Source organism: Geitlerinema sp. CS-897 (genome assembly GCF_028368005.1).
GTDB classification, from domain to species: Bacteria; Cyanobacteriota; Cyanobacteriia; order Cyanobacteriales; family Geitlerinemataceae; genus Baaleninema; species Baaleninema simplex.
This window is the reverse complement of the sequence record NZ_JAQNCQ010000251.1, coordinates 1-12,854: the sequence shown is the minus strand read 5'-3', so window position 1 is coordinate 12,854 and position 12,854 is coordinate 1. Positions and strand designations below refer to the sequence as shown.

Sequence of the window (12,854 nt, the reverse complement as noted above, 5' to 3'; positions counted from 1 at the left end):
ATCTCCCCATCTCCTCACCTCATCACCTCATCACCTCATCCCTCAAAAAACACCAAACCCCACTGGAGAACCGGGGTATAATAGAAAAAATTTTGAGGCGTTCTACCGTCTCGACCCGCAGTCTTTGAGGTTCGGCTTCGATCGTGGAACTTTCTTGTAAAAGTGAATACGCTCTACTGGCCCTAATCGAACTTGCCGCCCATCACGCCAAAGGGGAGCCGTTACAAATTCGGCAGATCGCCAGCCAACAAAACATCCCCGATCGCTACCTCGAACAGCTACTCGCAACGTTACGACGGGGCGGTTTAGTTCGGTCTCAACGGGGAGCAAAGGGAGGATATCTCCTGGCACGGGAACCGTGGAAAATCACGCTTCTCGAAGCCCTCGAATGTATCGAAGGCACGAACGGACAAAAAGCCCCAGCCAGCGATCGCCCGCACACGGTCGAAAGCGAAATCGTGCGAGATATCTGGCAAGAAGTTCGCGATCGCGCCCAAGCAGTGTTACAAAAATACACACTTCAGGATCTCAAAGAACAGCGAGATGCGCGACATCAAGTCAATATCATGTATTACATCTGAGGCCCTCGCTCCGAACCAGCGGACGCGCCCTCGCAGTTCTCGAGAACCCATCGAACTCCTGCGCGAGTTTCGAGGCGTCTCGATCTCGTCCTCGAATTTTTTGCAATCCTAACGACTTATGAAAATCGCCAACAATATCACCGAACTCGTCGGACACACTCCTCTGGTCCAACTCAACCGGATTCCTCAAGCTGAAGGCTGTGTCGCTCGTCTGGTTATGAAACTCGAAGGGATGAACCCGGCCGCCTCGGTAAAAGACCGTATCGGCGTCAACATGATTAACGTCGCCGAACGAGAAGGACGCATTACTCCAGGCCAGACGATTCTCGTCGAGCCGACGTCGGGCAATACCGGAATTGCCCTAGCAATGGTCGCCGCCGCCAGGGGATACAAGCTGATTTTAACCATGCCCGACACCATGAGCGTGGAACGTCGCGCCATGTTGCGAGCGTTCGGGGCCCAACTCGAACTGACTCCCGGTGTCGAAGGAATGCGCGGGGCGATCGCACGGGCGTCAGAAATCGTTGACAACACGGAAAATGCCTATATGTTGCAGCAGTTCCAAAATCTGGCGAACCCAGAAATCCACCGCAAAACCACCGCCGAAGAAATTTGGAACGATACGGACGGTCAAGTCGATATTCTCATCGCGGGGGTTGGAACCGGCGGAACCATTACCGGAATCGCCCAGGCGTTGAAAAAACGCAAACCCTCTTTCCAAGCGATCGCCGTCGAACCCTCCAACAGTCCGGTGTTATCTGGCGGTAAACCCGGCCCCCATAAAATCCAAGGTATCGGGGCCGGCTTCGTTCCCGAAGTTCTCGATTCGAGTCTCATCGACGAAGTCGTAGCCGTTTCCGACGAAGAAGCGATCGCCTACGGCCGCCGTCTGGCCTCCGAAGAAGGCTTGCTGTCGGGAATTTCGACGGGGGCGGCACTTTGCGCGGCCGTGCGCGTCGGGCAACGTCCAGAAAATGACGGTAAACTGATCGTGGTCGTGCAACCGAGCTTCGGCGAACGTTACTTGAGTACGCCGCTGTTCCAAGACCCGCAACTGACCATGGAAGCCGTGTTGACGTAATCCCCCGTGAGGAACGAGCCAAACCATTACGAGGTCTTAAAAGTCCATCGGTCTGCCACGCAGGCCGAAATCAAACAGGCTTACCGTCGTTTGGTGAAGTTGTTCCATCCCGATCGCAACCCCGATCGCGCGGCCAAAGAGGCGATCGTTCGCATTAACGCCGCTTACGAAGTTCTCGGCGATCGCTCCTCTCGTCAGTCCTACGACCGACGCCGAGACGCCACCACCGCGCGATCGACCCGTTACGAGCGATCGCAAACGGCTTCGACCTCCACCACCAACCCTCGCACCGCCCGTCAAACCTCCCGCAGTGCTGACGAACTGGTGGCGTTTTGGCTTCAGCGCATTTACCGTCCCATCGATCTCGAACTCGATCGCATCCTCGACGCCCTCGACCCGCAAATCGACGAACTCTCCGCCGACCCCTTCGACGACGAGTTGATGGAAAATTTCGCGATGTATCTCAGTCAATGTCGCGTGTTTCTCGATCGCGCCCAAACTACCTTTCGATCGACCCCCAACCCCTCCTCCCTCGCTGGAGTCGCCGCCGATATCTACCACTGTCTCAATCAAGTCCACGACGGTCTCGAAGAGTTAGAATACTTTACCCTCAACTACGACGATCGCCATCTCCACGTCGGTCGCGAACTCTTCCGCATCGCCCGAGGCTTACAAGAAGACGCCTACAGCCGCATCCAACCTATTTTGTAAAAACCCCGTAGAGGATTTCGGGGTCGAGTTTCCCGTTACGATCTCCCCGGCTGACACAACGGCGGAAAACCCCACCAGAGGCAAAAATCGGCAGCGTTACAATGAGACTGTCGCGTCAAACGAAAAACGATGCCGCAATTTCTCATTACTTGGCTACTAACAGCCCTAGCCCTCGTCGTCACGGCCTATATCGTCCCCGGCTTAGCACTCCCCGGAGGCTTGACCGCCGCCCTCATCGCCGCCGTGATTCTCGGATTAGTCAACGCTATCGTACGTCCGATTTTAATCGTGCTGACCTTGCCGATTACAATTGTCTCGCTGGGACTGTTCCTGTTTGTCATTAACGCCATCGGGATTTGGCTCGTGGGCTACTTCACCGCTGGCTTTACCGTGAACGGATTCCTTCCAGCACTGGTGGGGTCGATCGTGTTGTCGATCGTAACGAGTATTCTCAACAGCCTCGCCGGACGGGAAGTCGAAAACAATTGAAACATTTAGATGAGCGAAAACTCCCTTCGAGATCTCGATCGCCAGCTTGTGGAACTGCTGGGAAAACGTATCGCATTATTAGGGCGATCGAACCCTAACGAACTCAGCGAAGACTCGACAATCGAACCGTCGGAACTCCAAAAGGCTGGGGTTCCGGCTTTTGTTTGGCGCAATGTCGCCACCAGTTGCACGGCGGCGTTAGCCCGTTCTCCCCTCACCACAGAGGGCGAACCGTCCCGTCGCATCGCCATCGTCGGCGGTAAGGGGATGATGGGGCGGTTTTTCCAAGAACGGTTCGAGACCGCCGGACACGAAGTCCGTCTGCTGGGACGCACGGATTGGGACGACGCCGAAACCTTACTCGGCGATGTGGATTTAGCGTTAATTTCGGTGCCGATCGATCGCACCCTCGATATCGTACGCGACACCGCCAAATATCTCTCCCCCACTGCCGTTTTAGCCGACATCACCAGCATTAAAGCCCCCATCGTCGAAACGATGTTAGACGCCCACAGCGGCCCAGTGGTGGGATTGCATCCCATGTTCGGACCTGGCGTCGAATCCTTCCTTTCCCAAAAAGTCGCCATCTGTCCCGGTCGAGAACCGGATGCCTGGCAGTGGTTAGTAGAGTTAATGGACCGAGACGGCGGCGATTTGGTCTACTGCACGCCGGAAGAACACGATCGCATGATGGTGACGATTCAGGCGATCCGCCATTTCTCCACCTTCGGTTTGGGCGTTTTTCTGGCCGACGAAAATATCGACGTCGGCCGCAGTTTAGACCTTTCGAGTCCTATTTACCGTATGAGTATCGATATGGTGAGTCGCCTTTTCGGTCAAGACGCCTCCCTCTACGCCGATATCATGTTAGCCAACGCCGAACGCCGAGACGCGATCGCCCGTCTGGCCGAAACCTTTACCCGCTTGGCGAAACTCGTCCGAACCAAAGACCGCCAAGAACTCATCGAAGCGTTTCACCAAGCCACCAGTACCTTTGGTGACGAAACGGAACGGGCAGTCCGAGAAAGCGATCGCCTCATCGACGCCATGAGCGTCCTGTTAGCTGCCGATCGCGTCGTACAGCGGCAAACGCCCCCGCAACCTTGACGAAACCCCGACGCCACCGCAATGAGATGATGGGGAGAACGGCTCGATCGAGCCAAATCACCGTACATCGCAACTCGTAACTCTTACATGGAAGCGAACTGGCAAACCGCGAAAACTTACGAAGATATCCTCTATCACAAAAGCGACGGCATCGCCAAAATTACGATCGACCGTCCCCACAAACGCAACGCCTTTCGACCGAAAACCGTCGTCGAACTGTACGATGCGTTCGCAGACGCGCGGGAAGATACCGAAATCGGCGTCGTCTTGCTGACCGGTGCCGGTCCCCACACCGACGGGAAATATGCCTTTTGTTCCGGCGGCGACCAAAGCGTGCGCGGCAAAGCTGGATATATGGACGACGAAGGCATCCCCCGCTTGAACGTTTTGGACCTACAACGGCTGATTCGCTCGATGCCGAAGGTGGTCATCGCGTTGGTGGCGGGATACGCCATCGGCGGCGGCCACGTCCTCCACGTCGTCTGCGACCTCACCATTGCCGCCGATAACGCCATCTTCGGACAAACTGGCCCGAAAGTGGGGAGCTTCGACGGCGGGTTTGGAGCGAGTTATTTAGCCCGCATCGTCGGTCAGAAGAAAGCGCGCGAAATTTGGTTTCTCTGTCGCCAATACGACGCGCAGCAGGCGTTAGAAATGGGATTGGTTAACTGTGTGGTTCCCGTCGAAGAGCTAGAAACCGAAGGCGTGAAATGGGCCCGAGAAATCTTGCAAAAAAGCCCCATTGCCATTCGCTGTCTCAAGGCGGCCTTTAACGCCGACTGCGACGGACAAGCGGGATTGCAAGAACTGGCTGGAAACGCGACGTTACTCTACTATATGACGGAAGAAGGCGCTGAAGGGAAACAAGCGTTTTTGGAAAAACGGTCTCCTGATTTCCGTCAGTATCCTTGGCTTCCTTAAGCTGGCGTTTCGCGGTCGAGCGTCACACCAACGCCTCGCACTGAGAACACTTGCCTCCCCCAGCTATTCGAGACTGGGGGAGAATTTTTGGATGGGATAGTTTACAGGGTGCGCTGACGGCGATCGCCGTTCGAGTTGACGATTCGAGAATCGAAAACGATAGAACTCCGAGACAAGCCGTACTAGAGTGCCGCGCGTGAAATGTCGCGTCCAATCCAATTCAAACGGCACTTTTTAGGGGTTTTACCCGGATAGGACGCTTTTCTTCGTGGATGATATCGTGCAGAACCGCTTCGTGGGACACGATCGTCATCGATTTTTCTAGATACTCCCAAGATGGCGCGAACGGTGGAAATCCTAGCGAACAGGCTTTCCATCCTCCACAAACTGGAGCGCCAAGCTGTTGGCACTGTCCTCCTCGACGCCCTTCGGGGGTGTAGTATCGGCAAGACCGACAGGTTGAAATCGGGCAGCTTTGAGGTTTCATAGAAGTTCTTTAAAATTTTGAACTCTTTTATTACTCTTAATTGTAGATCGAGACTTATTTTTCGATCCCAAAGAAAATATAAAATTTAGCTGTTTTGCGCTTTTTGATTAAGTTTTTTTGCTTTTAATAAAATTTCCGTAATATAGCTGGTATCGAGCGATACATTAGCGCAAAACAGGGGAAAAATAACGGGGATCGAGTTTAGGGTATTTTAAGTTTTAAAGAAACTACAGAATTGGAGAGGCAATTTCAGTTAGATATTTACATTGCTTTACAGGATTGCGACATCAAGTCTCGATCGCCCGAAACCACTAACAATTCTCAGGTTCGCCAAACGAACGAGAGGCACACAAGGCACAAATCGACCACCGTTGCAACTCACCCGGCGGTGTCGGACAGCCACATTGCGGACAGAGTGGGAGTCCCTTCGTGCGATCGCCGAGGCGTTTCGCCCACCCGTCAAAGGCTTCGCGAGGCGTTGTTGCCCGAGGCAATCTCGAAGAGAGGGACAGTGAGGGCGATCGAGAACGCTGCCACTGGCTCGGATGCTGAGACAAATCGAATTGAGGCGTCGGCTCGGAAACGGCGTCGCGGCGATGCCACAGAGCCGGTGAAAACCGGATATCCTTGAAAGAGGCCGACAAACGAGCGTTGAGGGCTGCGAGCAACCGAACACGCTGGAACTGCAACTGTTGCGCCCAAACCGGCGTCGCCACAGCCACCTGTAACACTTGTCGGGACACCCGAACCGGACGACTGTAACGGGCGATCGCCTCTCCCACCACCTCCGGCCACAGGCGATCGATCGCCTCGAGTTGCCGTTGTTCCGGCGACGGAGACAGACCGGGAAGCGAGCTTAAAATACGTTCGATCGATTCAAAACTCATAAATTTTCGAGAACTCTCGGCAATTCCTAACTTTTCCTAACGCTCGAGGGCGATCGCACCAACTGAAACCTTTATCTCCCAATTTCTTAACCCATTCTGCCGCCCGACGCCGACCCAGCACTCTAGACGACAACGGAGGTTCGGATTAAACTAATCTCAAAGCAATCTGGAAAGCTATATCCGTTTGTTCTACACGTCGCGATCGAGAGAAAGGCTGGAGTCGAAATTCATGCGTCAACTGTCCTCTACCGAATTTGCCCCCGTTGCTACAAAGCCCTCGTTAAATCCAGCTTTGCAGATGGCCTTGGGAAGTTTGGACGTTCGGCTCGACAACGAACTCGAACGGTATCGCCTCGCCGCCAAACGCTTCAAATCCGTTCCCTCTCGAACGCCCGTGTCGCCCCCGTCCGTCAAAATCGTCGAAGGTCGCCTCGCGCCTACCCCTACACCGAGCGTCTCGACCTCCGAAACCGCCTCAGATACTCCCCCATCGAACCCAACTCCCCTTCCCGAACAGGTCGAACTTCCCACCCCTGACGGCACCTCGACCCCACCTCAAAATCTCGCCGACGACACCCCAGCCACCAACCTTCCCCCTCAAGACTATCTCGAATCTTCCGAACAACTGCTCGAGAGCCAGATCGAACCCGTGGACGAAACCTCCAAAGAGCGATCGGCCAAAAGCCTGATGACGCCGCTAGGAGTCGGTTCGATTTTGCTGTTTTTGGCCGCCAGTGCCACCCTGGGCTACGTTTTGGCGAACCCGGACAGCTTAGACCGCTTGGGATTCGACAGGCTTTTCGGTCGCGACACGACCGGAGAAGCCGAAACGACGCCGACCGATACCTCAGAAAGCGATACCGCCGACGACCCGCCCCGTTTACCGGCCTCTCCCGATTTAGCCTCTGAAGAATTCGTCGAACTCGACTTAAATACCCTCAGCGGCCTCGATCCCGAAGTAGACGTACCGATTCCACCTCCCACCTCAGCCCGTCCCGCGCCCCAAACGCCACCACAAGGCTCTCAAGCTCAGGGAACGACACCGCAAGAAAACACTCTCGACAACATCTCCGCCTTACTCGCTCCGAAATCCAATCCTCCTGCGGACGAGGCCGAGAACACCTCCGATGCGGCCGAAGAGACGACCGTCGAAACCGACGCAAACGCCGAACCTCGTCCCGAACCCGCGATTTCTCAAAACGACGATTATTACGGCTTTTACTTCGTTCTGGTCGATTACAACGGTAACGTCGCGACCCTCGATCGCGTCCGAGAAGTCGTTCCCGATGCGTATTTACGAGAATTTCCCAGCGGAACGAAAGTCCAAGTCGCGGCTTTAGACGATCGCGCCAGTGCCGAAGACTTCGCCGAAACCTTAGAGCGAGAAGGCATTTCCGCTGAAGTCTGGGCAGACAATTGAGAGTTGAGAGGGAACAGGGAATCGGTAACAGGGAACAGGGAACAGGGTTTTCTTTGTCTTCCCCTCTCCCCCTCTTCCCCTCTCCCTCTCTCCCTCTCTCCCCCTCTCCCAAGAGGGCGCTGACTGGTTAAACTGGATAGAGGAGCGAGTGTCTTCATTTGTCAACCGCCAGAAGGAAATAGAGAGTTATGGGACTATTCGACCGCATTAGCCGCGTTGTGAGAGCGAACCTCAACGATCTGGTGAACAAGGCGGAAGATCCAGAAAAGATTCTGGAGCAATCGATTATCGATATGCAGGAAGATTTGGTGCAGCTGCGCCAAGCCGTCGCCAAATCGATCGCCCAGCAAAAGCGAACGCAACAGCAGTACAACCAGGCGCAAAGCCAATCCAATCAATGGCAAAGCCGCGCGCAACTGGCACTCCAAAAAGGTGATGAAACCCTCGCTCGCGAGGCGCTCGTCCGCAAAAAATCTCACGCCGAAACCGCAGCGACGCTGAAAACCCAGCTCGATACGCAATCGCAGCAAGTCGAAACCCTCAAACGCAGCTTAGTCCAGCTCGAAAGCAAGATTTCCGAAGCCAAGACGAAGAAAAATATGCTCAAGGCTCGGATTCAAGCTGCGAAGGCTCAAGAGCAACTGCAAACCACGATGGGTTCGATTAGCACTAGCAGTGCGATGGGTGCTTTCGAGCGCATGGAAGAGAAGGTACTCGAAGCCGAAGCGCGATCGCAAGCCGCAGGGGAACTCGTCGGTAACGATCTCGAAACTCAGTTCGCTCAGCTCGAATCGGGTAGCGATGTGGACGACGAACTTGCGGCGATGAAAGCTCAGCTGACCGGCGGTTCCGAACCCAAACAACTGCCCGAAGGAGAAACTCCGGCAGCGTCTTCGGCGGAAGTCGATGACGAACTCGAAAAACTGCGGAAAGAGTTAGATAACCTCTAAGGTCGTCTGACCCGTCAACCATAACGGAACGAGGGAAACTTATCGCGTCGGGAGCGATCGCGCGCGTGAAGTTTCCCTTTGCTGTCGAATTTGGGGTCTCGTTTCCCGCCACAGTTCGGAGAACTTCAGGTTTGAAGCCATCGAAACGCTTTAACGCCGAGACAGTATCGGTTTACACTATCTTTTTAAAGGTTTGTGTAAACTCGCGATCGTTAACGTCAGTCGATTCTTTTGAACATGAGCAGTCCTGTTATCATTACCGATTCCCAATTTGAAGCTGAAGTCGTTCAGTCTGAAACTCCTGTTTTAGCCTACTTTTGGGCGAATTGGTGCGGTCCGTGTCGGTTGGTGTCACCGTCGATCGACTGGGCTGCTTCCGAATACGCCGATCGCCTGAAAGTCGTGAAATTGGAAGTCGATGCCAACCCCGACACCGTCAAAGCGTATAAAGTCGAAGGGGTTCCCGCTCTACGCTTTTTTAAAGACGGACAGCTCGTCGAGTCCCGAGAAGGGGCGATTACCAAACCCAAACTCGGCGAACTGATCGACTCGGTTGTTCGTTAACCCCGTCGTCTCTTCGGTCTCCGGCCTCTCTATCCTCTCATGGTTCACTTCGCCCAACGCCTCGATCCCCTCCGTACCAACGTTTTTGCGGATATGGACCGCGCCAAAGCCAAAGCGCGATCGCACAAGCGAGATCTTATCGATTTGTCCTTGGGATCGTCAGACTTGCCCGCAGCAGACTTCGTTCTCGACGAAATCGCGCGATCGCTGCGCGATCCCAGTACCCATCAATACCTACTGTTTCACGGAACTCGAGACTTTCGCCAAGCCGCCGCCGCCTGGTACGAACGCAAATACGGCATTCCGGTCGATCCGGAAACGGAAGTCCTACCGCTGATCGGCTCCCAGGAGGGAACGGCACATCTACCGCTGGCGGTTCTCGATCCGGGGGACTATGCCTTGCTGCAAGACCCCGGCTACCCGTCTCATTCTGGAGGCGTCTATTTGGCCAGCGGGCGAATTTATCCGATGGCGTTGCGGGAGGAAAATCAGTTTCTGCCCGATTTTGCGGCGATTCCTGATGAGGTGTTATCTCGCGCGCGAATGATGGTCTTGAGCTATCCGCACAACCCGACAACGGCAGTGGCGTCGTTAGACTTTTTCAAACAAGCGGTACAGTTTTGTCAGCAACACGAGTTAGTCTTGGTTCACGATTTCCCGTATGCAGATTTAGTTTTCGAGGAAAACAGTCCGCCGTCGGTGCTGCAAGCCGACCCTGAAAAACAGGTGGCGATCGAGTTTTTTACCCTGTCCAAATCCTACAATATGGGTGGTTTTCGAGTCGGTTACGCGATCGGCAATCCCGAGTTAATTTTGGCGTTGCGACAACTCAAAGCCGCGATCGATTTCAACCAATATCGAGGCATTTTTAACGGCGCGGTGGCAGCGCTCAACGGCGATACGACAGCGGTAAAAGCCACGGTCGAAACCTTTCGCCAACGTCGCGATGCTTTTGTTGAGGCATTACATCGCATCGGTTGGAACGTTCCCAAACCCCCAGCGACGATGTACGTTTGGGCTAAACTGCCCGAACCCTGGCAAAAGAACTCCATCGGATTTTGTGCCGAACTCGTTGAAGCGACTGGAGTTGCGGTGTCTCCTGGGGCGGGATTCGGTGAAGGCGGCGAAGGATACGTTCGCTTTGCTTTAGTCCACGATCCCGATGTTTTACAGCAGGCAGTCGATCGCATTTCCGTATTTTTACGGGAGAAAAATTCGAGCTTTCAGAAATTGTAATCGATCGCGTATCGGGATTTACGGAGTTGTTAAAAATCTAAACTGTATCGACCCAAAATTTACGGAAGGTGCGATCGCGATCGCACCTTTTCTTATTGCAATCTTTATAGAAAATACTCGAAACTCTATCGGAACTTTACGTTTTCGAGGCAATCCTTTCATATAATTAGAACTAGGTTGAAGTCGGGCAGTGCATCCAAAGACTTGGGAGACACGAGAGCGAACCAACAGTCAAACGCTCTGACTGAATCTCGAACGAGTCGCTCCCTCAACCTCCTACCACTATAAAGCTATCTAAAGTTCTCGCGTTCTGCACAAACCTGTTTGGGGATTCGTAACCATGTCTGTATCGGTCAATAAAGTTTTAATCAGTGCGTCGGCGATAGGCTCGATCGCGTTTGTCGCCGCTCCCGCCTTCGCCGGAAGCATCACAGGGGCGAGCGTTTCTGGCACGCACCTGCTGTACGAAGCACAAGGAAGTTCCACCGTTCTCAACAACTCCGCCAGCCTTTCGGACGTGCTGCAAGGTGACTTCAGCAATCCCGGCGGCAACATCGAACTGTCGGGGACGACCTCGAGTTCAGACGCTGCCGATCTCAATAACGCAACCGTTCTCCAAGGTACCATCGACGGTGAAAACATCTTCATCAGCAGTATGACCCGTGCTGACTGGTACACCGACATCGGTGGCGGCGTGCGGTTTATCGATAAATGGTTCTCCGAAGCCTGGAACGACGCCTCGACCGGTTTTCAAAACTGGGTGACGAGCAGTTACGGTATTGCCGATTTCGGCACGGCTTCGATGTTCTTCGATATGTTCGGCGGATACGGACGCTTTAGCGATCCCAACGTCAGCTACGTCAACACCGACGGCAGCGGCGATCTCTTCGTGGGCTTAGCCGGACACCTCGCTCACAGCACCGGCATCAAAATGAGCGAAGTCGTTAAAGTCGAGTATCAAGGCCAAACCCAGTTCCTCTACGCGATGGGTGAAGCCTTTGAATCTGGCTTAACGAGTGCTGACGACGGCACGTCTCACACGGGGTTGTACAACCTCCGCTTCAACGATAACGCCAACGTCCCGCCTGCGGCAGACGTTCCCGAACCCTCTACGATGCTCGGATTGTTGGCAGTGGGAAGCCTGTTCGGTTTGGCAAAACGCAAAGCCACAGCGTAAGTCAGTCCGAACGAACTGTGACGATCTCGTCAAAACTAAGGTTTGAGAGTTTCGGGTGCTAAGTTGGTCAACCGAGACAACGAACGGATACAAGGGAGCTTTTTCAGCTCCCTTTTTTTTGGGATGGATGCCAGTGGCTACTGCTGCAATACTGGGGTTTTCACCGTCCCTCGCAGTCCCTCGACGACATCGTGCAGTCCGTCAGCGTCGAGGCGGTAACTGAGAGGATGCGCCACCAGTCGAGCCGTACTTTCAAACAATACGGCAATTTCAATCAAGCCGTTTTCTTTTAACGTGCGTCCGGTGGACACCAAATCCACGATCGCCTCGGACATTCCCGTAATCGGACCGAGTTCGACGGAGCCGTAAAGCGGTACGATTTCTACAGGCAAGTCCAACTCGCGGAAATACTCCCGCGCACAGCGGACGAATTTCGAGGCCACGCGGCCGTGAGCCGGAAGTTCGATGGGTTGTCGGTAGGAACTCGACGCTTTAACCGCTACGGACAAGCGACATCCTCCAAACCCTAAATCAGCTAAGTGGGCGACTTTCGGCTGTTTTTCCCGTAGCACGTCGTAGCCGACGATACCCAGTTGAGCCTGTCCGTATTCGACGTAAACCGGAACGTCTTGCGCGCGAACGAGTAAGCCTTTGGCCGAACCGCTGGCGTCGAGGATTTGCAGTTGGCGGTTCGAGGAATCGAGGAACGCACTGAAATCGAAACCGATCGATTTCAGGCGAGCGATACTGTCTTTGAGTAGGGAACCTTTCGGCAGGGCGATAGTAAGCATAAAGAAACTGACGGAACGAACGGCTCGCAATCCACAAACGCGATCGCAGTTGCCAACGGGATTATCTCACTTCGTCAGGACAGAGTGAAACGCGATGCGGAGAAATCACGGTCAGATGCGGGTCAGACGAAAACGAGATTACAACACCTCGATCGCGCTCTCCAATACCGTCTCGAATCCTCCCTCTGGCGTCCACCGAACTGCACCGTCGAGATCGAGCCGAAACACCGAAATTCCCATATTCTCGATTTTCGCTTGCGCCGCGTCGTCGATCTCCGATGCCAAAATTGCGATCGCCGGATTCAACAGATCCAACTCACATTCCGCACTTCAACTTGTAGTACGCCAAGTAGCACGAGAAGGGGATGAAATTAGTCGGGAGTTGGTTAGGGATTAAGACCGAGAAAAAAGAAAAATTCGGGTAAAAATGACATCTTAGAGAAAAATCGGTT

The 12,854-nt window shown here is 54.1% G+C and carries 15 protein-coding genes; 11 read left to right on the top strand and 4 right to left on the bottom strand.

Annotation, left to right across the window (positions count from 1 at the left end):
• Nucleotides 1–143: 143 nt before the first annotated feature.
• The 6 genes from POG22_RS15925 (at nt 144) to menB (ending at nt 4,890) form a co-directional block, all read left to right on the top strand.
• Nucleotides 144–581 (top strand): RrF2 family transcriptional regulator, encoded by a 438-nt coding sequence (locus POG22_RS15925; RefSeq protein WP_017658953.1) that lies wholly within the window; start codon nt 144–146, stop codon nt 579–581.
• Nucleotides 582–699: 118 nt separating this feature from the next.
• A complete protein-coding gene (gene cysK / locus POG22_RS15920) occupies nt 700–1,662 on the top strand; it encodes a cysteine synthase A (protein WP_017658954.1) in 963 nt (320 codons plus the stop codon).
• Between the two features lie 6 nt (nt 1,663–1,668).
• Nucleotides 1,669–2,373, top strand: a complete 705-nt coding sequence (locus POG22_RS15915) for a J domain-containing protein (protein ID WP_063716758.1) — start codon at nt 1,669–1,671, stop codon at nt 2,371–2,373.
• Between the two features lie 129 nt (nt 2,374–2,502).
• Entirely contained in the window at nt 2,503–2,862 is a 360-nt protein-coding gene (locus POG22_RS15910; protein WP_063716757.1) for a phage holin family protein, read from the top strand.
• A gap of 9 nt (nt 2,863–2,871) precedes the next feature.
• Complete coding sequence (gene tyrA, locus POG22_RS15905) at nt 2,872–3,969, top strand: bifunctional chorismate mutase/prephenate dehydrogenase (protein ID WP_498906337.1); 1,098 nt, start codon at nt 2,872–2,874, stop codon at nt 3,967–3,969.
• Nucleotides 3,970–4,056: 87 nt separating this feature from the next.
• Nucleotides 4,057–4,890 (top strand): 1,4-dihydroxy-2-naphthoyl-CoA synthase, encoded by an 834-nt coding sequence (gene menB / locus POG22_RS15900; RefSeq protein WP_498906335.1) that lies wholly within the window; start codon nt 4,057–4,059, stop codon nt 4,888–4,890.
• Between the two features lie 220 nt (nt 4,891–5,110).
• Here menB and POG22_RS15895 read toward each other — a convergent pair whose 3' ends face one another.
• Both POG22_RS15895 and POG22_RS15890 read right to left on the bottom strand, forming a co-directional pair.
• Nucleotides 5,111–5,377, bottom strand: a complete 267-nt coding sequence (locus tag POG22_RS15895; protein ID WP_071591956.1) for a hypothetical protein — start codon at nt 5,375–5,377, stop codon at nt 5,111–5,113.
• 311 nt (nt 5,378–5,688) lie between these two features.
• The gene (locus POG22_RS15890) at nt 5,689–6,264 is read right to left on the bottom strand and encodes a DciA family protein (RefSeq protein ID WP_063716754.1); all 576 of its coding nucleotides are present in this window, start codon (nt 6,262–6,264) and stop codon (nt 5,689–5,691) included.
• 229 nt (nt 6,265–6,493) lie between these two features.
• Between POG22_RS15890 and POG22_RS15885 the strand changes: the two genes are divergently transcribed.
• The 5 genes from POG22_RS15885 (at nt 6,494) to POG22_RS15865 (ending at nt 11,611) form a co-directional block, all read left to right on the top strand.
• Entirely contained in the window at nt 6,494–7,684 is a 1,191-nt protein-coding gene (locus tag POG22_RS15885; RefSeq protein ID WP_498906333.1) for a hypothetical protein, read from the top strand.
• Nucleotides 7,685–7,872: 188 nt separating this feature from the next.
• The gene (locus POG22_RS15880) at nt 7,873–8,634 is read left to right on the top strand and encodes a PspA/IM30 family protein (protein WP_063716752.1); all 762 of its coding nucleotides are present in this window, start codon (nt 7,873–7,875) and stop codon (nt 8,632–8,634) included.
• Between the two features lie 237 nt (nt 8,635–8,871).
• Nucleotides 8,872–9,198 carry a thioredoxin gene (gene trxA, locus POG22_RS15875; protein ID WP_063716751.1) on the top strand — a complete coding sequence of 109 codons (327 nt, stop codon included), beginning with the start codon at nt 8,872–8,874 and terminating at the stop codon, nt 9,196–9,198.
• A 39-nt stretch (nt 9,199–9,237) separates the two neighbouring features.
• Entirely contained in the window at nt 9,238–10,434 is a 1,197-nt protein-coding gene (locus POG22_RS15870; RefSeq protein WP_063716750.1) for an LL-diaminopimelate aminotransferase, read from the top strand.
• A gap of 340 nt (nt 10,435–10,774) precedes the next feature.
• On the top strand, nt 10,775–11,611 hold the full coding sequence (locus POG22_RS15865; protein ID WP_063716749.1) for an NF038130 family PEP-CTERM protein: 837 nt from the start codon (nt 10,775–10,777) through the stop codon (nt 11,609–11,611).
• Nucleotides 11,612–11,748: 137 nt separating this feature from the next.
• Here the strand turns inward: POG22_RS15865 and hisG are convergent, their stop codons facing one another.
• Nucleotides 11,749–12,402, bottom strand: a complete 654-nt coding sequence (hisG, locus tag POG22_RS15860; RefSeq protein WP_063716748.1) for an ATP phosphoribosyltransferase — start codon at nt 12,400–12,402, stop codon at nt 11,749–11,751.
• 138 nt (nt 12,403–12,540) lie between these two features.
• Nucleotides 12,541–12,717, bottom strand: coding sequence for a hypothetical protein (locus POG22_RS15855; protein ID WP_498906332.1), 177 nt, complete (start codon nt 12,715–12,717; stop codon nt 12,541–12,543).
• Nucleotides 12,718–12,854 lie beyond the last annotated feature (137 nt).

What these genes read in the sequence shown, in the direction of transcription:
- POG22_RS15870 (WP_063716750.1), top strand. Translation starts at nt 9,238, where the DNA reads ATGGTTCACTTCGCCCAACGCCTCGATCCCCTCCGTACCAACGTTTTT.
- POG22_RS15880 (WP_063716752.1), top strand. Translation starts at nt 7,873, where the DNA reads ATGGGACTATTCGACCGCATTAGCCGCGTTGTGAGAGCGAACCTCAAC.
- POG22_RS15865 (WP_063716749.1), top strand. Translation starts at nt 10,775, where the DNA reads ATGTCTGTATCGGTCAATAAAGTTTTAATCAGTGCGTCGGCGATAGGC.
- hisG (WP_063716748.1), bottom strand. Translation starts at nt 12,402, where the DNA reads ATGCTTACTATCGCCCTGCCGAAAGGTTCCCTACTCAAAGACAGTATC.
- POG22_RS15895 (WP_071591956.1), bottom strand. Translation starts at nt 5,377, where the DNA reads ATGAAACCTCAAAGCTGCCCGATTTCAACCTGTCGGTCTTGCCGATAC.
- trxA (WP_063716751.1), top strand. Translation starts at nt 8,872, where the DNA reads ATGAGCAGTCCTGTTATCATTACCGATTCCCAATTTGAAGCTGAAGTC.
- menB (WP_498906335.1), top strand. Translation starts at nt 4,057, where the DNA reads ATGGAAGCGAACTGGCAAACCGCGAAAACTTACGAAGATATCCTCTAT.
- POG22_RS15910 (WP_063716757.1), top strand. Translation starts at nt 2,503, where the DNA reads ATGCCGCAATTTCTCATTACTTGGCTACTAACAGCCCTAGCCCTCGTC.
- cysK (WP_017658954.1), top strand. Translation starts at nt 700, where the DNA reads ATGAAAATCGCCAACAATATCACCGAACTCGTCGGACACACTCCTCTG.
- POG22_RS15890 (WP_063716754.1), bottom strand. Translation starts at nt 6,264, where the DNA reads ATGAGTTTTGAATCGATCGAACGTATTTTAAGCTCGCTTCCCGGTCTG.
- tyrA (WP_498906337.1), top strand. Translation starts at nt 2,872, where the DNA reads ATGAGCGAAAACTCCCTTCGAGATCTCGATCGCCAGCTTGTGGAACTG.
- POG22_RS15885 (WP_498906333.1), top strand. Translation starts at nt 6,494, where the DNA reads ATGCGTCAACTGTCCTCTACCGAATTTGCCCCCGTTGCTACAAAGCCC.